The organism is Pseudomonas sp. LG1D9 (genome assembly GCF_002949995.1).
Classification (GTDB): domain Bacteria; phylum Pseudomonadota; class Gammaproteobacteria; order Pseudomonadales; family Pseudomonadaceae; genus Aquipseudomonas; species Aquipseudomonas proteolytica.
Genome location: NZ_CP026881.1, coordinates 6,042,016 through 6,060,866, shown reverse-complemented (window position 1 = coordinate 6,060,866; position 18,851 = coordinate 6,042,016). Strand labels below are relative to the sequence as shown.

Below are 18,851 nucleotides of genomic sequence, written 5' to 3'. Positions count from 1 at the left end.
ATGGGCAGGCAGTCGCGCAGCTGTGTGTGCGTGGTGTGGTTTTCGGTGCGGGTTGTCAGGGCGCCTTGGCGCCTGGAGCGCTATGGAAAAGCTCAACGTTGATCCGAAGTCGTCGCTGGAAGGCAAAGTTTCCAATCTCTCTACCGCACGGGCTTATCTGCTCGCCTGTTCGCTGCTGTTACTGGCCATGTTTCTGTTGGTCGGGGTGCTGCTGGTTTCGATTGCCGATCACCTGAATCACGACGCTGGCGAGCACAGCCGGATCGATATCGAAAACGCTTTGCTGTCTGTCGAGCGGGTTGCCGGCGCTACGGTCAAGGACTATGCATTTTGGGGGGACGCCTACACCCACCTGCATCAGCAGGTGGATGTGGATTGGGCGTTTGTCCGCCAGAACCTGGGCTCGACGCTATTTGCCGACTTGGGCTTCCAGGGGGTCTTTGTTGTCGATCCTGCTGGCCGGACGGTGTATTCGGTGATTGATGGCCAGTTGCAGACCGTGGCCGTGCAGGACTGGTTGCACATCCCGATCGAGCCACTGCTGGCCCAGGCCAGGGAGGCCGCCGTCAACAGCCAATCGGTGAGCCGGTTGATACAGGCAGACGGGACGCCCGCCGTGATGGCTGCTGCGGCGCTGACGCCGGGCACCGACCCCGACGTGAAAGCCGACAGTGGGCCCGCCTCTGTGTTGATCTTCATTGCCAAGCTCACGCCGCAACGTCTGGCCGCGTTGGGCGAGGACTTTGGCGTGCAAGGCCTGCGGGTCGTCCCGCCTGGCGGGGCGCCGGCCGGCGTCCCGAGCCTGAGCCTCAGGGACAATGCCGGCGTGGTGCAATGGGACTCGGATGACCCGGGGCACCAGTTGCTGGTGCTGGTCGTGCCCCTGGTCACGGCCGCCGGGCTGATCTTCGCCCTGATGGCCTGGGTGATCCAGCGCCGCAGCACCGCCGCCGCGCGGATCATGGACAGCAACTACGCCACCTTGCAAGCCAGTCGTGCCGCGCTGTTGGTCAGCGAGGCGCGTTTTCGCGATGTGGCCGAGGCGGCATCCGATTGGATCTGGGAGCTGGACACCCATTTGCGCTTCACCTACCTGTCGGAGCGTTTCGATATGATCACCGGCCTCAAGGGCGCCAACTGCCTGGGGCTGGCAGCGGATGACCTATTGGCCTCGGATCAGGGCCTGCTGTCCAGCTGGTTCAAGGACCACGCCCATCGCCCGAATGCCATCGTGCAATGCAACTACCTGTCGGGTGACGGCGAGCCACGGATCTGCCGATTGTCGGTGCGCGAGATACCGGGGCAGGGGTATCGGGGCACCGCCAGTGATATCACCGAAGAGGTACAGGCCCGGCGACGCATTGAGTATCTGTCGCAACACGATGCCTTGACGGGGCTGGCCAACCGCTCGCGCATGCAGGAATTCCTCGAGGGCAAGCTCAAGGCGGTGCCGACCCTGGAACAGCCATTGGTCATGCTCAGTATCGATCTCGATCGCTTCAAACCGGTCAATGACCTGCTGGGGCACGCGGCTGGCGATGACGTACTCAACCAGGTGTCGCGGCGCTTGCAGGGCTGCCTGCGCGGTGACGACCTGGTTGCGCGCATTGGCGGCGACGAGTTTATGTTGGTGGTGGCGGGCATGAGTTCGCCGTTGGAAGTAGAAGGCCTGTGTCGGCGCCTGATCGACTGTATCGAGCAGCCGTTTTACATCACTGAACATGAAGTATTCATCAGCGCCAGCATTGGTATTGCCATGGCGCCGGTGGATGCGACCCTGGCCGAAGACCTGCTGCGCTATGCCGATATTGCGCTCTATGAAGCCAAGGAAAGCGGGCGCAATACCTGGCGTTTTTATGCGGGGGATATGAACGCGCGGATCATTGAGCGGCGCCAGCTTGAAGCCGATTTGCGCCATGCCATCAAGAACGGTGAGCTGCGCCTGGATTTCCAGCCGCGCTACCGCATCGAAGGCAAGCGCCTTGCCGGCGCCGAGGCCTTGGTGCGTTGGGAACATCCGCGGCGCGGGCTGCTGGGCCCTGACGTGTTTATCCCCATTGCCGAAGAAACCGGGTTGATCCTGCCGTTGAGCAATTGGGTGCTGCACGCGGCCTGTCAGGCGGCCGCTGGCTGGCCTGAGGATGTGATGATTTCGGTCAACCTGTCCTCTACCGAGTTCCAGCGCGGACACCTGGTGGCGCGGGTCAAAGCAGTGCTGGTCGAGACGGGTTTGAACCCGGCGCGACTGGAGCTGGAGTTGACCGAAAGTGTGATGCTCAACGACGAGAAAATCGCCTTGGACACCATGCAAGGCCTCAAGGCCCTGGGCGTGCGCTTGCTGATGGATGACTTTGGCACCGGCTATTCATCGTTGAGTTATCTGCGCTCATTCCCCTTCGACGGGCTGAAGATCGACCGCAGTTTTGTCGGTGGGCTGACCGCCAGCGGCGGCGATCAGTCGATCATCCAGGCGATTGTCGGCCTGGGCCGCGCGCTCTCGCTGACGGTGACCGCCGAAGGCGTGGAAACCCTCGACCAGCTCAAGGCGCTGAAGGATGTGCAGTGCGATGAGGCGCAGGGCTTCTACCTCAGCGTGCCGGTGAATGCCCAGGCGATCAGTGCGTTGATCACGGGCCGGAATGATTAGCAGCGCCTTACCACGCTTGCGCTGACCCTATATAGATAATATGTTAACAATATAACTATAAATGGTCTGTGGGAGGGGGTATGCCTGCCTTGTTGAACCCTTGCGTTGAGTTCGCCAACTGGAATCGTGACTTGCGTGCGGTATGCGGCAATTTCAGCACCGCGCGCTCAGATCGACACAGCCTGTTTATCGGCAGCGTCCATGGCCAGGATGTGTGTGGCCTGGAGTTGGCCCATATCCGCACCAATGCCGGGCTGATCAGCCGCGATCACACCCACGGCGATGGCGACGATGACCGCCATTGCTTTCTGATCCTGCAGGGCAGCGGGCACCAGCGCATCCGTCAGCAGCACCGGGTGATCGAACTGGGGCCGGACGATATCGCCCTGGTGGACTCGGCCCAGGCCTTCGAGATCGAGCCCCAGGGGCTGGTGCAGAATACCTCGGTGCACCTGTCACGTGCCGAGGTTACCCGCCAGTTCGGCCAGCAGCGCTTGTTTGGCAAGCTGGCGCGCAATAGCGTCGCCACCCATATGATCCGTGCACTGGTGCGCTCCCTGGAGGATGCGCAACTGAGTGAGGGCTATGGCGGCGAGAACGATGGCCCGGCCGTGGAGCAAGCCATGATCGGCCTGGCGGCTGCCGGCCTGGACGCGCGTGCCGAAGGCCAGCCGGGTTTTGCCTGCGTGGGGCAGGACGATATCTACGGCCTGGCCACGCGCCTGGTGGAAGCTTCCCTGCAAGAAACCGACCTTGGCCCCGAGTACCTGGCGCGGCACCTGAATGTCTCGGTGCGCCAGCTATACCGGCTGTTCGAGCAACGTCATGAAAGCATCGCGCGTTATATCCAGCAGCGCCGTCTGGAACGGGTGGCACAGGACCTGCGCGCTCGGGATTTGCGGCATGAGTCGATCACCCAGATCGCCTTCAAATGGGGCTTTGTCGACGCGGCGCATTTCAGTCGGGCCTTCAAGCGGCACTTCCAACATGCGCCCCGGGACTTTCGCCAGCAGCCGGTTTAGGCAGCGCTTTGGCAGGGAATGCCAAGGGCTTTGGCAGCCTCAGTCAAGTGGTCGCGGGTGGCAGGCCCTCTAATAGCGTGGCCAGAACCGATTAATGTTGGAGAACAATAACAATGAATACACGGAGCCTGCTGTTGGGCACGCCTCTGCTGATGGCCGCGTGCGCTTCGCTCGCCTTGGCCGGGCCGGCCCAGGTCGATGGGGCGCGCATCATCGCCGCCGACCAGGAGCCCGGTAACTGGATGAGCCACGGCCGCACCTACGATGAGCAACGCTACAGCCCCCTGGACCGCGTGAATGCCGGCAACGTCGGCCAGTTGGGCATGGCCTGGACCACCAAGCTGGATATCGACAGCGGCACCGAAGCCACGCCGCTGGTGGTCGACGGGGTGATGTACACCACGGGCGCCTTCAGCATCGTCTATGCGATCAATGCGGCCACCGGCGAGTTGCTGTGGAAATACGACCCGAAAGTGCCCGCCGAAAACCTCAGCCAGGGCTGCTGCGGCCCGGTCAATCGCGGCGTGGCGGTGTGGCAGGGCAAAGTCTACGTGGGCAGTTTTGATGGGCGCCTGATTGCGCTGGATGCGGGCACTGGCCAGCCGGTGTGGAGCGTGGACACGATCATTGACCGCAGCAAAAGCTACTCCATCACCGGTGCGCCACGCATCGTCAAGGGCAAGGTGTTGATCGGCAACGGCGGCGCCGAATTCGGAGTGCGCGGTTACGTCACCGCCTACGATGCCGACACCGGCAAGCAAGTGTGGCGCTTCTACACCGTGCCGGGCGACCCCAAGCTGCCAGCGGAAAACGCCGCGATGGCCAAGGCCATGAAAACCTGGGATGGCGACGGCTGGGTCAAGTGGGGCGGCGGTGGCACCGTGTGGGACTCGATGGCCTACGACCCGCAACTGGACCTGCTCTACGTGGGCACCGGCAACGGCTCGCCGTGGAATTACCGGTTCCGCAGCAATGGCAAGGGCGACAACCTGTATGTGTCGTCGATCCTCGCGCTGCGCCCGGACACCGGCGAATACGTCTGGCACTACCAGGTCACGCCACAGGACCAGTGGGACTTCACCGCGACCCAGCACATGATTCTCGCCGATATCAAGATTGATGGCAGCGTGCGCAAGGTCATCATGCAGGCGCCGAAAAACGGCTTCTTCTACGTCCTTGATCGCACCAACGGCAAACTGCTGTCAGCGAACAACTTCGTGCCAGTGAACTGGGCCAGTGGCATCGACCTGCAGACCGGGCGGCCAATCCTCACCGGCGCGGCGGACTATTCCAAGGAGCCGAAGGTGGTGCAGCCGAGTTTCCTCGGTGGGCACAACTGGCACCCCATGTCCTACAGCCCGAAGACCGGCTACGTGTACATACCGGCGCAGTACACCCTGGCCGAATTGAAGGCGGCCAAGGCCCCGCAGTTCCTGCCGAACAAATCGGTGGTCAACTTTGGCCTGGATGTGCCGGACCTGCCGGAAGACCCGAAAGTGCTCAACCAGATCCGTGATGCCTGGAGCGGTGAGTTGATCGCCTGGGACCCGGTGACGCAGAAAGCCGCCTGGAAACAACCCTATGTCAGTGCCGGCAACGGCGGCACCCTCGCCACCGCCGGCAATCTGGTGTTCCAGGGCACCGCCGACGGGCGGGTGGTGGCCTATCGTGCCGACACCGGCAAGCCACTGTGGGAGCACCGTGCCAATTCCGGCGTGATGGCGGGGCCGGTCACTTATACGGTCAACGGCGAGCAGTACGTGGCGTTTTCGGTGGGGTGGGGCGGGATCCTGCCGCTGTTGACCGGACCGCTGACCAACAAGGGCAAGGTACGGGCCGAGTCGCGGGTGATTGCCTTCAAGCTTGGCGCCACCGGCGAGCTGCCACCGCCCAAGGCCGCGCCTGTGCTGCCGACCACCCGCCAAGTACTCACGGCGACACCCGGGCAACTGGCCCAGGCGCGTGACATGTTCAACGGCCTGTGCGCCGGTTGCCATGGCTTGAACGCGATCAGCGGTGGGGTGGTGCCAGACCTGCGCTATCTGGACGACAACAAGCACGCGGCATTTCCAGCCTATGTCAGCGGTGCGTTGATCAATAAAGGCATGCCCAACTTCTCTGACATTCTGCAGCGCGAAGACATGGAGCTGCTGCGCCAATACCTGGTCAAGCGGACCCAGGACTTGCAGGCCGATCTCAAGACGCACCACTGACCCCTCGTTGAAACCTGCGCCTGGCGACTTCCCATGGAGTCGTCATGGCGAAGCTTTGCCTCCAATAACAATAAGATGGACTCGCCATGAAAACACTGAGCACGTTGACCCTCGGCACACTTTTCGCCAGCTTGGCGCCTCTGGCCCATGCCGACGTCAAACCCGACCCCGGCGACTACACGGCCTTGCCCCAGGGCACCGATGTGGTGGTGCTGTACCAGCAGAACCCGCGGGGCGACAAGGTCTACTCTGGCGGCAAGAAAGTCGCCGACAACCTTGACCTGGACATGACCGTTGGCGTGTTGCGCCTGATCCACTTCACCGAGTTTTTCAACACCGGCCTGACATGGGATCCGCAGATTGTCATTCCTTTCGGCTACCAGAAGATCGGTGCCAGCGACAGCAAGAACTCGGGGTTGGGCGACATCACGTTTGGCGGCACGGTGTGGACCATTGCGGATCTGGCCAACAACGAGCATCTGGGTTGGTCGGCGTTTGTCACCGCGCCCACGGGCAGCGACAAGAACCAGGGGTTTGCCCTGAGCAGCAACCGCTGGGCCGTGGATTTCCAGGTGGGTTATATCAAGGGGCTGACCGACAAAATCACCTGGGATGTGATTGCCGAGACGGAGTTCTACGGCGAACAGCGCGCCACCGATGCCAAGAAAGATCCGCTGCTGCAACTGCACAACCACCTGCGCTACAACTTCACCCCAGAGACTTACGCGGCGGTCTCCTATCGCCACAATTGGGGCGCCCGCGAGACGCTGGACCATGAAACCCTGGCCACCAGCCGCAGCAATGGCACGGTGGGCTTTACCGTGGCCACGATGCTGGGCAAACAGGTGCAGGTATTGGGGCAACTGATGCATGACACATCAGTGCGTGAAGGGGTGAAGATCGATAATTCGCTGCAGTTTCGCCTGGCGTATTTCTACTGACCCGAAGGCGCCGGCTTGCCGGCGATGGCGCCCGGAAGGGCGCCTGAGTTCCTCACTGCTGGGACAGAATGCACTCCAGCAATCCAGGAAACCGCACGGCCAGCACATCGGCCCGCAAGGAGTTCATATGGGTGGTGCCAACGCTGCGCGTATGCACCAGCCCCGCATCCCGTAAAACCCGGAAGTGGTGGGACATGCTGGACTTTGGACGCCCGCCGTCCAACTCGCCACAACTGGCTTCTTCCACCCCGGCCAGGCAACGCACGATGTCCAGGCGCACGGGGTCGCTCAACGCGTAGAGCAGGCGTTCGAGGGTCAATTCTTCAGAGGAGGGATGTTTAAAGGCTCGCATGAAACGAATGATAACAGGGCTAGCATTGATTACCATAGTTCGATTAAGATCGAACTATCGAATCAAACGTTACCCTCGTTTCAGGAGCATTCCCATGGCTGCATTGTTCGAACCCTTTACGCTCAAAGACGTTACGTTGCGCAATCGCATCGCTATTCCGCCGATGTGCCAGTACATGGCCGAAGACGGCATGGTCAATGACTGGCACCACGTCCACCTCGCCAGCCTGGCCCGTGGTGGCGCCGGCCTGGTGGTGGTCGAGGCGACCGCCGTGGCCCCTGAAGGCCGGATCACTCCCGGTTGTACCGGTATCTGGAGCGATGCCCATGCGCAAGCCTTCGTACCCATGGTGCAAGCGATCAAGGCGGCAGGCTCGGTGCCCGGCATCCAGATCGCCCACGCCGGGCGCAAGGCCAGTTCCAACCGCCCATGGGAAGGTGACGACCATATCCCCGCCGGCGACGCCCGAGGCTGGCAAACCCTGGCACCCTCGGCGATCGCGTTTGGTGCGAACCTGCCGAAAGTCCCCCAGGCCATGACCCTGGAAGATATCGCCCGAGTACAGCAGGACTTTGTCGATGCCGCACGCCGTGCCCGCGACGCTGGCTTTGAGTGGATCGAACTGCATTTCGCCCACGGTTACCTGGGCCAGAGCTTTTTCTCCGAACACTCCAACCAGCGCACCGATGCCTACGGTGGCAGCTTCGACAACCGCAGCCGCTTCCTCCTGGAAACCCTGGCCGCCGTGCGTGAAGTCTGGCCGGAAAACCTGCCGCTGACCGCGCGTTTCGGTGTTATCGAATATGACGGGCGTGACGAACAGACCCTGGAGGAATCCATTGAACTGGCCCGTCGCTTCAAGGACGGCGGTTTGGATTTGTTGAGCGTGAGTGTTGGCTTCACCATCCCCGACACCAATATCCCTTGGGGCCCGGCGTTCATGGGGCCGATTGCCGAGCGTGTACGTCGTGAAGCCGCTCTGCCGGTCACGTCGGCCTGGGGTTTCGGCACGCCGCAACTGGCCGAAGGGGCACTGCAGGCCGGTCATCTGGACCTGGTTTCCGTGGGCCGCGCACACCTGGCCGACCCGCACTGGGCGTACTTCGCCGCCAAGGAACTGGGCGTGGACAAGGCCTCCTGGACCCTGCCGGCGCCTTACGCGCATTGGCTTGAGCGCTATCGCTGAGGCACGCGACGCTATCGCAGGCAAGCCAGCTCCCACACTGATCCCGTTCCGACCCGGTCAAGTGTGGGAGCGGGCTTGCCCGCGATAGTGGTGGTTCAGGCGCTACTTTTCCGGCAGGTACACACAGCTATCGCAGGCAAGCAGCGCCCATTGGATCTTGTTCCACCTCGGCCGAGCCGTCGCAGTTTCTGCGGCGGCTTTTTTGTGGGCCATGGAAAGTACAATCTTCCATTTGGAACGTGCATTTTGCGCTGCGACCAAGCGCCACATACTGGTCGCGTCATTACGAACGTTCCCGGTTGTTTTATCCTGCCTTTGGCTTGAACAGGGCGCAGACGCACCAGGAATGGGGATATCCAATAATAAAGAGACAACCCATGAAAAAGCCAAACCCTCTGCTCGAAGACCTCAAGTCAGTCCTGCCCACCATTGCTGCCAATGCCTTCGCCGCCGAGCAAGACCGTAGCGTGCCTGCCGAGAACATCGCGTTGCTCAAGGGCATCGGCATGCACCGCGCGTTCTTGCCGAAGAAATACGGCGGCATGGAAATCTCCCTGCCGCAATTTGCCCAGTGCATCGCCCTGTTGGCGGGCTCGTGCGCAAGTACCGCTTGGGCCATGAGCCTGCTGTGTACTCACAGCCATCAGATGGCAATGTTCCCGTCAAAGCTGCAGGAGGAGGTCTGGAGCACTGACCCGGACGCCACCGCCAGCAGCAGCATCGCGCCGTTCGGGCGTACCGAAGAAGTGCCCGGTGGCGTGACCTTCAGCGGCGAGATGGGCTGGAGCTCAGGCTGCGATCACGCCGAATGGGCAATCATGGGCTTTCGCCGCAAAAACGCCGAAGGCACCCAGGATTATTGCTTCGCCGTGCTGCCGCGCAGTGACTACACGATTCGTGACGACTGGTTTGCCGTGGGCATGCGCGGCAGTGGCAGCAAGACCTTGATCGTCGACCAGGCCTTCGTCCCCGAGCACCGCATCCAGAAGGCCAAGGACATGATGGAAGGCAAGTCGGCGGGCTTTGGCCTGTACCCCGACAGCAAGATTTTCTTCGCGCCGTACCGTCCGTATTTTGCCAGCGGCTTTTCCACCGTCAGCCTGGGGATTGCCGAGCGTATGCTCGACGTGTTCCGTGAAAAAACCAAAAACCGCGTACGGGCCTACACCGGTGCGGCAGTCGGCGCTGCGACACCGGCGCTGATGCGCCTGGCCGAATCCACCCACCAGGTGGCCGCCGCGCGGGCGTTGCTGGAAAAGAGCTGGGACGACATCGCCGAGCACAGCGAACGCCATGAATACCCCAGCCGCGGCACCCTGGCGTTCTGGCGGACCAACCAGGGCTACGCCACCAAAATGTGCATCCAGGCGGTGGATCGCTTGATGGAAGCGGCGGGCGGCGGCGCCTGGTTTGAAACCAACGAGCTGCAACGTCTGTTCCGCGACGCTCACCTCACTGGGGCGCATGCCTATACCGACTACGACGTTTGCGCACAGATCCTGGGGCGTGAACTGATGGGCCTGGAGCCGGATCCGGCAATGGTCTGACCCACCACTCTTTACCTATAAGAACAATCAGGGCAGGGCCATCGGCCTGCCCGGGAGCCTTGCATGTCTACTGAAAACCCAAGCACCGCATTCGATACCCGCGCATTTCGCCGCGCCCTGGGCAATTTCGCCACCGGTGTCACGGTGGTGACCGCAGCTGATGCCCACGGGCGCAAGGTCGGGGTGACCGCCAACAGCTTCAACTCGGTGTCCCTGGACCCGCCGCTGATCCTGTGGAGCATCGACAAACGCTCGACCAGCCATGCAGTGTTCGAGACGGCCAGCCACTTTGCGGTGAACGTGCTGGCCGCCGATCAGATCGACCTGTCCAACAACTTCGCCCGGCCCAAGGAAGACCGGTTTGCCGAAGTCGAGTACCAGGCCGGCGAGGGCGGGGCACCGATTCTGGCCGACTGCTCGGCACGTTTTGAGTGTGAGAAGTTCCAGCAGGTCGACGGGGGTGACCACTGGATCATGATTGGCAAAGTGGTTGCCTTCGACGACTGCGGTCGTTCGCCATTGCTGTATCACCAGGGCGCCTATTCCATGGTGCTGCCGCACACCCGCATGACCCAGCGCGAGGAAGGCCAGCCACCGAGCAGCCATTTCCAGGGCCGCCTGAGCCATAACCTGTACTACCTGATGACCCAGGCGCTGCGGGCCTATCAGGCCAGCTACCAACCGCGTCAATTATCTACGGGCCTGCGCACCAGCGAAGCCCGGATGCTGATGGTGCTGGAGAACGACGCCGGCCTGAGCCTGGCCGAGCTGCAGCGCGAAGTAGCAATGCCGGCGCGCGAGATCGAAGAGGCGGTCAACAACCTCAAGCGCAAGGCCTTGGTACGCGATGATCAGGAGCGGGTCAAACTGACCACCAAGGGCATCGACGAAACCGAGTCGTTGTGGACCATCGCCCGTGAGCAGCAGGACAAGGTTTTCAGCCAATTCAGCGATGAACAGTTGGAGACCTTCAAGACCGTGCTCAAGGCGGTGATCCAGCATTGATAATGACGATAAAGTCGTAGCCTATCCCCTGTAGGAGCGGGCTTGCCCGCGATAGCGGTGGGTCAGGCACACCACAATCGCGGGCAAGCCCGCTCCCACAGGAATATGCGCTTGGCCGGCTGGTTGCCACCGCGATCAGATAAAGTCGAACAGAACCTGGGCAGGCAACCGGGATTTTGCCAGGCGGGCGTTGAAGTCTTCGTTGCTGCGATATCCCAGGCTTACCACCACTGAGCTGGTAAACCCGCGCTCACGCAAACCCAGTTCGATATCCAACACCTTGCTGTCGAAACCTTCCATGGGCGTGGCATCAAGGTCCAGGGCTGCAGCCCCCAGCAACAGGGTGCCCAGGGCCAGATAAGTTTGTTTCTCCATCCAGTGCTGGACGTCCTTGAGGTCATAGCGATGCAAGTTGACAAAATTGTGCCGCCCTCTGTCCTGGCCAGCCTTGGCTTGCTCGTCGTGAAAGCGTCCATCGCTGGCCTCTTGGCTGAGCAGGGCCTGCAAGTATTCCTCAGTCATCTGGGTTCGGGTACACAGCACCAGCACATGGGAGGCGTCGAGGATTTTTGCCTGGTTGAAGCCAAAGGCACCTTCGGCACTTTTGGCAATACGTGCTTTGGCATGCTCACTTTCTGCGACCACAAAGTGCCAGGGTTGCGAGTTGACCGACGAGGGGCTGTTGCGCAGTTGCTCCAGCAACGGCTCCAGGGTGGTTTTGGGAATCTTGCGTGAAGCGTCGAAGAGTTTGGCGGTGTAACGGCGTTTGGAAAGTGTGACCATGTCCATCATTGAATCCCCGTTTTTGGTTAGTTGAAGCCTTGGGTGCGTTGCCGCAGGTGCGCGGCGCGGATGTCCCGTCCAGCCCCTTGGTGGGGGATGGACGGGGCCGCTTTTTCAGAAATCTTCAAATACGTTTAAAGACGCGCCTGTTCAGGCCAGCGGTGCCAACCAGCGGCGCAACGTTTCCGGGTGCCTTGCCAGCCAGTCGCTTGCCGCTTCGTCAGCCGACTGTTCGCCGCGATTGAAGGCGTCGTCGAGCTCGGCAACGATGGCGTTCGACAAGCGAATGTTGTCCAGCACCTGGATCTCGGCGGTTGTCAGTAGTGCCAGGCGATCCTCGCGAGCCAGCAGCACGGCCCGGTCGACGCTGCCGAGCAAACCCTTGGGGTCGCTGAGGTCGCGGATGCGATAGCGGTGATGCAGGAACTGCGGATGCCACAGCGGCACGACGCCCCAGCGCTGCTGGCGGTACAGGGCTTCAAAGGCGTCAATGCAGTCATCCTGGGAGCCGGTGCGGAACTGGTACCCGGCGCGGTTCAAGCCGTACTCATCCATGATCTTCAACGAGAACCGGGTAATTCCGGCCCCAGGTCCGATGCCCTGGATCAGCGGGTGCATCCGGGCGCGCACGGCTGGCTTGAGCAGGTCCTCAATGGAGGCCACCTCCTGTTCGTTCACGTAGTCAGGTACACCCCACAATGCATAGGGCTCGTAATGCAGGCCCAGTTCACGGGTGGGCGTCACCGCATCGACGGTCTGCTTGTAGATGCCGTGGCTGAACGGAATCCAGGCCGAGGCAATCATGTCGATTGCGCCTTCGCGCAATCGCTTGAAGTTGTCCTCGTGCAGGGCATATTGGCGCTCCACGGTCAGGCCCATGTGCTGCATGACCTGGGCGACTACCGCGGCCGTGGCGCGGTGGAACGACAGGTCCGTGACACCCAGCCGTACCCGCCGTGAGCCGTTGGCGATATTGGCCCGGGCGAAGTCTTGATGGGTCACAGGCAGCTTTTTACCCGGACGCCTTGGTGTGGTTTTACCCATGGTTGTTCCTTCACGATGATTGAGCGGCGTGGGACGCATGAACAGGACAGATCCTTGGCCTAGCGCGTGGGCGCCGGCGCTGCATCAATCTTCACCCGCAGCAGGCTGTAGGGTTTCTGGCGCAGATCCTTGCCCGCGTGAAAAATGCCCTGGCGATGCAGCTGGTTGGCCATGAAGTACAGGTAGCCATCCGGTCCGATGGACAGGGTGTCAGGCCAAAGCACGCGCGGGTCGTGGACGATGGTTTGCCACTGCCCATCTGCCAGGCGTTTGCGCACGCTGTTGTGTTCGTAGTCGCCGGCATACAGGGCGCCGGCGGCGTCGGCTTCGAGGCCATCGGAGGCGCCTTTTTCCCCGAGGTCCTTGACCGCCATATCGAGCCGCGCTTCGCTGACCGAAGGATCACGCAGCAGCGCAGTTGGCACCGAGTACAGATGGCGGCTGGACAGCGGGCAGAAGTACAGCGTCTGGCCGTCAGCCGACAGGGCGATGCCATCGGAGGCAACCGCAAATGGCCGGGTGCTGCCGTCGGCGTTGCGCACCTGCAAGACCTGGCCTTCGACCTTGGGCACGAAGTTGGGGTCTACCGAGGTCGACGGGGCGCCACTGAGTCGGCGTATGGCGGTGCCGCTGGCAATGTCCATGACGATGATCGCCCCCGGACCGCTGAGGGAGGAGTCGGTGATATAGATCACACCTTCATTGCCCACCCGGAAATCAAAGCGCATGTCATTGACGTAGGTGCTGGGCAGCATCACGTTTTTCGGGAAGACCAGGGTCTTGACCACTTTATTGCTGGCCAGATCGACGGCCACCAGCTTGGCGCCGCCCGGCGTTGGTGATGCGAAGCCGGGGGCGGCGGTATCCAATATCCAGATACGCCCGCGACCATCGGCCACCACACTCTGTACGCTGATAAAACCCTTGGCCGGGTCCTTCGGGTCGGCCTGGTTCAGGGCCAGGTCAGGGTAGGGCACGACCTTGCCTTCACGCAGCTCACCGACGGTAAACGGCACGGCATCGCCCCAACGTGGAAAGTTGACAAAAATCCGCCCGTTCTCGGCAACGCTGACGCCGGTGGGCATGGCGTCGTGGAACGCGAATACCTGCTCGATGGCGCCAACGGTTTGTTCGCTGGGCAACGGCTGGCTTTGGGCTGCATGGCTGTTGCTGGCAATCGTCAAGGCCAGGATCGACCAGATAAAGCGGTGCTTGAGGTGCATGAAAAACTCCGGGAATCAGCAGGCAAAGGCGCGTTGCGGCTTATGGTGTGCGTTCCCGGCGTATGGAAAAACCCACTAATGGCGCTAACAGTTTCATCGCAATCGAGAAAGTGCACGGCGCTTGCGCGTTGCTCTGCCGCTGTTCGCCAGCCAACAGTCAATCAACAGTTTGCTGGTTTCCCCAGGTGTGAAATGTTCACGGGGCCCTCTGAAAGCGCGGTTTTATTGGGCTTTTCAATCTTGGCGCAACATCTGCAACGGAGCAGGTCTGGCTACTGAAGAACGCGGAGCACGGACCACCGCACGCGCATTCCAACGAGAGGAGCAGTCCCCTATGAGCGTGCATACACTCAAACCAGCGCAGGATGTGAAGTGGCCCGCCGAGTGGGTCGCCGGCTTGCCCGAGGCCTTGGAGCAATTGCAGCACTGGGCCCAGTTCCGCCCGTTGCACTGCGCGTTGCGCCACAAGCGTCATGGCCGGTGGTATGCCTGGCGCTGGATCGACGCCTTGCGTGATGTCGAACGCCTGGCCGATGGTTTGCGCCAGCACGGGTTTGGCCAATACTCGCGGCTGCTGGTGAGTGGGGCCTTTGAGCCCAATCTGTTGCTGCTGGCCCTGGCGGCCGAGGCCTCTGGCGGGCAGGTGTTGACGCTGGCTGACACCCTTGAGCCCAGTGCGCTGCACGGGCAAATCTGGCGGCTGCGCCCGACCCATGCGTATGTCCCGGACTGCCAGCAGTTGCAGCATTGGCTCACGGTCGTGGGCAGCAGCGCCGTACCGCAGGTTTTGATCAGCGACCAGCAGGTACCGGGTAGTGAGGTGGTCGCCTTCACTCGATTGCTCGGCCCGGCGGAGCCGCTGCAGCGCCTGAATCGCTGGTGGCAACCCGCCGGCGAAACCGCGTTATGGAGCGAGGAGGGCACGCGCTGGCAAGGTGGCCTGGCGGTGTTACTCGAACAATGGCTCAACAGCGGCCAAGGCCTCCAGTGCGCGCCAAGGCGCCCAATGGCTGGATGAACTGAAACGCGATAGTGCATGATCGGGCAATACGTCACACGGCGACGCAACGGATTTTGGGCGCAAAGCAATTGGCATGATATTCATCCGGGCAAACAGTAAGGGCGCATTTTCATGAGTGAAACCGAACGCGGACAGGCGACAAAGGCCATCCGCAACGCCGATGTGCTGATCATCGGAGGGGGGCTGAGCGGCACCATGCTGGCCGTGCAGTTGCTGCGTTTGCCTGGCACACGGCAGATCCTGGTGATCGAGCCGCGCACGGAACTTGGGCGGGGTGAAGCCTATAGCGCGGTGGAGCTGGGGCACACGCTCAATGGCAACGCCGCGCGCATGAGCGTAGACCCGGACAACGCCGATGACTTGACCCAGTGGTTGACCGACTACATTGCTGCCGGCGGCTGGCCGGAGTCGGACCAGCAGCACGTGCCCGTCAGCGAGCTGTTCCCACCCCGGGGGATCTTCGGCCTGTACGCGCAACAGCGCCTGGCAGAGGCTCGGGCGGGGTCTGCGTCGACGCTGGAGCATGTTCGCGCCGAGGTAGTCGACCTGCAGGTGGCGCCGGGCGGTGTACTCCTGACCCTGGATGAAGGCCAGCAACTGCAGGGCGCCCAGGCGGTACTGGCCACCGGCATGTTCCCGGCGGCGCGCACACCACAAACCCAATCCAGCGGCCTGAATGCGGCGGCGGTAGACCCGTGGGACGTGCGCGGCATGACCCAACTGGACCCACACTCCACGGTGCTGATCATTGGTTCCGGCTTGACCATGGTCGATGCCGTGGTGTCCCTGGAGCAGGCCGGTCATCGTGGGCCGATCGAGATTTTTTCGCGCCATGGCCTGCTGCCCCATGTGCGCCGGCAACCACCGACCTGGCCGGATTTTCTCGCTGAAGATCACAGCCTGCGCAGCCCGCTGCAGTTGCTGCGGGAAGTGCGCCGCCAATGCCAGGGAGCCCAGGCACTGGGCATTGACTGGCAAGCGCCATTGGATACCGTGCGCGCCCATATCGGCCGTTTGTGGAGCCAGGCCAGCGAACGCCAGAAACGCCAGTTCGTGCGCCATGTTCGGCCCTGGTGGGAGAGCCATCACCATCGCTCGCCGCCGCTGAGCGCCGAGCTGGTGGCGCGGCTGCACAAGCAAGGGCGTCTGCGGATCCAGGCGGCATCGTTCCAGGGCCTGGAGCCCACGCTAAACGGCGAAGTGACCCTGCGCCTGCGCCGGCGTGGCGAGCAACACACCACGCAGGTCAGTGGTGCAGCGCTGATCAACTCCAGCGGGATCGAATACGACTGGCGCCGCGTGGCCCGCCCGCTGCCCCAGCAGCTGTTGGCGCGAGGCTTGATCCAGCCTGGGCCACTGGCGCTGGGGATTGCGGCGGATGCATCGGGTGCGGTGCTGGACGCACAGGGCGTGGCCAGTGAACGACTCTTCGCCATGGGCCCACCGCTGCGCGGCATGTGGTGGGAGAGTACGGCGGTGACGGATGTGGCAATCCAGGCCAAGGCACTGGCATGCCGATTAGGAGCCTCGTAATATCTTCAAACTTCGCTTACCAGCTTTAACTTCTTCAGGATTGCGATGCAGATGCACGCGTCCTGAAAAGCCGTCCCTACCGAAGAAAAAATCGTGGTCTCGCCTTGGTGAGCTGCATACTGGCTGTTCAGCATGTCAACAATGGATGTTGAGTTTTGGTGATAATCCCCTGCCTCTTCAATTGCAGCTTTTCTATCCTCCACCAGTAAGATAGCTCGATGCAGAAGCTCCAACGGGAACTCACGCGACACCAGTGTGTGCTTGCCTACCGCGTTTATATGGGCCCCCTTTACTACGTCGCAGGCGGAGAACAAAGGGGCTGCGCAGGTGGTCGCCGTGCAGATGATGTCGGCGCCTGAGACTGCCTGGCGGGCGCTATGATGGCTGATGTATTCAATTTCACGTAAGAACCGATTTTTTGCGTCAGCTATAAAACGCTCTGTGCTTGCCCTGCTTGTAGAGCATACGGCCACCTGGTTTATCTTTCTGACGCTCAATACAGCCTCAAATACGGCCATTGCCTGAGCACCTGCGCCGATGACGGCAACTTTTTTAGAGTGGGCCATTGCCAGCAAATCAGTCGCCAATCCTGCAGTGGCGCCTGTGCGTAGCGCGGTAATGGCTGCTGCATCCATTTGGGCTTTTATCTGCCCTGTAGCGCCATCCTGTATAACGATCACTCCACTTATAGATGTTCGTCCATGGGCTTTGTTGAGTAAATGATGAGAAACAATCTTGACCATAAATAGATTGTGAGAATGAGAGTAGTAGGGCATTACCCCGAACGTTGCATGTTTCTCCTGGACTCTCACGATAGTTCGCGTTGGGTTACTGTCGTTTGAGCTGTTGTATTGACGATAGTTTTCACGAAGTACGTCAATCGCCTCTTCCATACTGATGGTGTTTTTTATCAAGACCTCATCTAATATTTTCATAGGCTACTCATGCCATGGGTACTTGGTCGAGAGTGATCAGAAAACTGCGCTCGTAGGATAAACATATTTGTCCATTTGCCTTGAGCCCTTTTGTTCGCACTGTTACTACGCCTTGTCCGGGACGACTGGCAGAGGGACGTTTGTGGATGACTTCGCTTTCTGCATACAATGTATCGCCGACAAATACAGGGGCTACCAGACGAACATTATCCCAGCCTAAATTGGCAATTGCCTTTGCGCTCGTGCTCGCCAGGCTCATCCCACCGACTATCGAAAAGGTCACCAGGCTTGATACCAGTATTTGTCCAAATTCGGTTTGCTTCGCATATTCTGCATTGATGTGGGCAGGATGGTTATTCATGCAGATTAACGACATCCAGACGTTATCCGCCTCTGTCACCGTACGGCCTGGACGATGTTCAAATATGTCACCAATAATAAAGTCGTCAAAGCCAAGCCCATGATCCTCACGATAGCGTCCGGGCCCAACTTTGGTTAGTTTGCTTAATGCCTTGCTGCCGGGGAGCGATTGGTTGATGTTCATGCTGGCCTCCTATTGGTTCTTGAGAGCGATTCGTTAATTTTCAAAAGCCTGCGGGCCATGATTTCGAAAGGAGGGCCTAGCATTTCCCCATCTAAGGTGGATATGGCTGTCGTTGGGCCCGCTGCTTCGAGGCATTTGATAATTGCTCGTGCTTTTTTCAGTTCGATTGCTGTCGGGGTAAATAATTTGTTTATCAGTTCTACTTGAGCTGGATGAATGGCGATTTTTCCGGAATAGCCAAATTCTTTCGCTGTTTCAATTTCTGTTCTAAGCGCTTTTTCGTTGTTCAGTTTGAAACAGGGCGAATCAATTACCATTAGCCCCATGCTGAGGGCAGCGATGGCTATATCGCATTTTATATGGGTAAGCGCGCGCTCTGCGATTTTGAAATTGATCTCCGAGGAGAGGTCAGCGCTACCTAAAATCAACCCGCGCAGGTTTGTTCTTTCATTGATAATGGAGTCGATGCAGCGCAATCCTTTTAAAGTTTCGATGATTGCAAAGGTTTTTACTCGTTGGCCAGTAGCGGATATCAGTTCATTAAGGACTCTCAGTTCTCCGGCTGACTCTACTTTGGGGATGATCAAATATTCGGGAATAATGTTGTGGTCTAACAAGAAAACCAAGTCTCTGATGCCTTCTGGTTTGGTGAGTGTGTTAACTCTTATCGCTAGATTGCGCCGATTGTGGATAGAGTGGTCCAATGCCAGCAGTTGTTCTCGTGCAAATTGTTTTTTGTACATTGGGACTGAGTCTTCCAAGTCCAATAATACGATATCGGCGCTAGACTCAATAATTGTCCGTTCTATATGCTTTTGGCTGGCGGGCATGCATAGCCAACTTCTAGTCAATATG

At 60.4% G+C, this 18,851-nt stretch carries 15 protein-coding genes and 1 pseudogene; 9 read left to right on the top strand and 7 right to left on the bottom strand.

Annotation, left to right across the window (positions count from 1 at the left end):
* Nucleotides 1-82 precede the first annotated feature (82 nt).
* The 4 genes from C5F71_RS27740 to C5F71_RS27725 all read left to right on the top strand — a co-directional run bounded on the left by C5F71_RS27740 (nucleotide 83) and on the right by C5F71_RS27725 (nucleotide 6,823).
* Nucleotides 83-2,647, top strand: a complete 2,565-nt coding sequence (locus tag C5F71_RS27740; protein WP_104912516.1) for an EAL domain-containing protein — start codon at nucleotides 83-85, stop codon at nucleotides 2,645-2,647.
* Nucleotides 2,648-2,727: 80 nt separating this feature from the next.
* On the top strand, nucleotides 2,728-3,669 hold the full coding sequence (feaR, locus tag C5F71_RS27735; RefSeq protein ID WP_104912515.1) for a transcriptional regulator FeaR: 942 nt from the start codon (nucleotides 2,728-2,730) through the stop codon (nucleotides 3,667-3,669).
* A gap of 113 nt (nucleotides 3,670-3,782) precedes the next feature.
* Nucleotides 3,783-5,882: a PQQ-dependent dehydrogenase, methanol/ethanol family gene (locus C5F71_RS27730; protein ID WP_070994195.1), complete on the top strand. Its 2,100-nt coding sequence runs from the start codon at nucleotides 3,783-3,785 to the stop codon at nucleotides 5,880-5,882.
* 86 nt (nucleotides 5,883-5,968) lie between these two features.
* Nucleotides 5,969-6,823 carry a transporter gene (locus C5F71_RS27725; protein WP_029291130.1) on the top strand — a complete coding sequence of 285 codons (855 nt, stop codon included), beginning with the start codon at nucleotides 5,969-5,971 and terminating at the stop codon, nucleotides 6,821-6,823.
* A 52-nt stretch (nucleotides 6,824-6,875) separates the two neighbouring features.
* Here the strand turns inward: C5F71_RS27725 and C5F71_RS27720 are convergent, their stop codons facing one another.
* Entirely contained in the window at nucleotides 6,876-7,211 is a 336-nt protein-coding gene (locus C5F71_RS27720) for a helix-turn-helix transcriptional regulator (RefSeq protein ID WP_029291131.1), read from the bottom strand.
* Between the two features lie 58 nt (nucleotides 7,212-7,269).
* On the opposite strand from C5F71_RS27720, the gene C5F71_RS27715 reads away from it, so the two are divergent.
* From C5F71_RS27715 to C5F71_RS27705, 3 genes are all read left to right on the top strand, one after another.
* Nucleotides 7,270-8,361 carry an NADH:flavin oxidoreductase/NADH oxidase gene (locus C5F71_RS27715; RefSeq protein ID WP_029291132.1) on the top strand — a complete coding sequence of 364 codons (1,092 nt, stop codon included), beginning with the start codon at nucleotides 7,270-7,272 and terminating at the stop codon, nucleotides 8,359-8,361.
* 377 nt (nucleotides 8,362-8,738) lie between these two features.
* Nucleotides 8,739-9,908, top strand: a complete 1,170-nt coding sequence (locus C5F71_RS27710; RefSeq protein ID WP_104912514.1) for a p-hydroxyphenylacetate 3-hydroxylase oxygenase component — start codon at nucleotides 8,739-8,741, stop codon at nucleotides 9,906-9,908.
* Nucleotides 9,909-9,971: 63 nt separating this feature from the next.
* Nucleotides 9,972-10,913 carry a p-hydroxyphenylacetate 3-hydroxylase reductase component gene (locus C5F71_RS27705; RefSeq protein ID WP_070994197.1) on the top strand — a complete coding sequence of 314 codons (942 nt, stop codon included), beginning with the start codon at nucleotides 9,972-9,974 and terminating at the stop codon, nucleotides 10,911-10,913.
* A gap of 135 nt (nucleotides 10,914-11,048) precedes the next feature.
* On the opposite strand, the gene nfsB is transcribed toward C5F71_RS27705, so the two are convergent.
* The 3 genes from nfsB to C5F71_RS27690 form a co-directional block, all read right to left on the bottom strand.
* Entirely contained in the window at nucleotides 11,049-11,702 is a 654-nt protein-coding gene (gene nfsB / locus C5F71_RS27700) for an oxygen-insensitive NAD(P)H nitroreductase (protein ID WP_104912513.1), read from the bottom strand.
* 144 nt (nucleotides 11,703-11,846) lie between these two features.
* Nucleotides 11,847-12,740, bottom strand: coding sequence for a glycine betaine ABC transporter substrate-binding protein (locus C5F71_RS27695; RefSeq protein ID WP_104912512.1), 894 nt, complete (start codon nucleotides 12,738-12,740; stop codon nucleotides 11,847-11,849).
* Nucleotides 12,741-12,799: 59 nt separating this feature from the next.
* Nucleotides 12,800-13,963, bottom strand: coding sequence for an L-dopachrome tautomerase-related protein (locus C5F71_RS27690; RefSeq protein ID WP_104912511.1), 1,164 nt, complete (start codon nucleotides 13,961-13,963; stop codon nucleotides 12,800-12,802).
* 334 nt (nucleotides 13,964-14,297) lie between these two features.
* On the opposite strand from C5F71_RS27690, the pseudogene C5F71_RS27685 reads away from it, so the two are divergent.
* Together C5F71_RS27685 and C5F71_RS27680 are read left to right on the top strand one after the other, a co-directional pair.
* Nucleotides 14,298-14,948, top strand: a pseudogene (locus tag C5F71_RS27685) (acyl-CoA synthetase); the annotation flags it as partial.
* Between the two features lie 147 nt (nucleotides 14,949-15,095).
* The gene (locus C5F71_RS27680) at nucleotides 15,096-16,517 is read left to right on the top strand and encodes an FAD/NAD(P)-binding protein (RefSeq protein ID WP_104912509.1); all 1,422 of its coding nucleotides are present in this window, start codon (nucleotides 15,096-15,098) and stop codon (nucleotides 16,515-16,517) included.
* 5 nt (nucleotides 16,518-16,522) lie between these two features.
* Here C5F71_RS27680 and C5F71_RS27675 read toward each other — a convergent pair whose 3' ends face one another.
* The 3 genes from C5F71_RS27675 to C5F71_RS27665 are packed head-to-tail and all read right to left on the bottom strand — an operon-like array spanning nucleotide 16,523 to nucleotide 18,826.
* Nucleotides 16,523-17,452 carry an ornithine cyclodeaminase family protein gene (locus C5F71_RS27675; protein ID WP_104912508.1) on the bottom strand — a complete coding sequence of 310 codons (930 nt, stop codon included), beginning with the start codon at nucleotides 17,450-17,452 and terminating at the stop codon, nucleotides 16,523-16,525.
* Between the two features lie 7 nt (nucleotides 17,453-17,459).
* Nucleotides 17,460-17,996, bottom strand: coding sequence for a MaoC family dehydratase (locus tag C5F71_RS27670; protein WP_104912507.1), 537 nt, complete (start codon nucleotides 17,994-17,996; stop codon nucleotides 17,460-17,462).
* Nucleotides 17,993-18,826, bottom strand: coding sequence for a CoA ester lyase (locus C5F71_RS27665; protein WP_158682913.1), 834 nt, complete (start codon nucleotides 18,824-18,826; stop codon nucleotides 17,993-17,995). The genes C5F71_RS27670 and C5F71_RS27665 overlap by 4 nt, the downstream gene beginning before the upstream one ends.
* Between the last annotated feature and the right edge of the window lie 25 nt (nucleotides 18,827-18,851).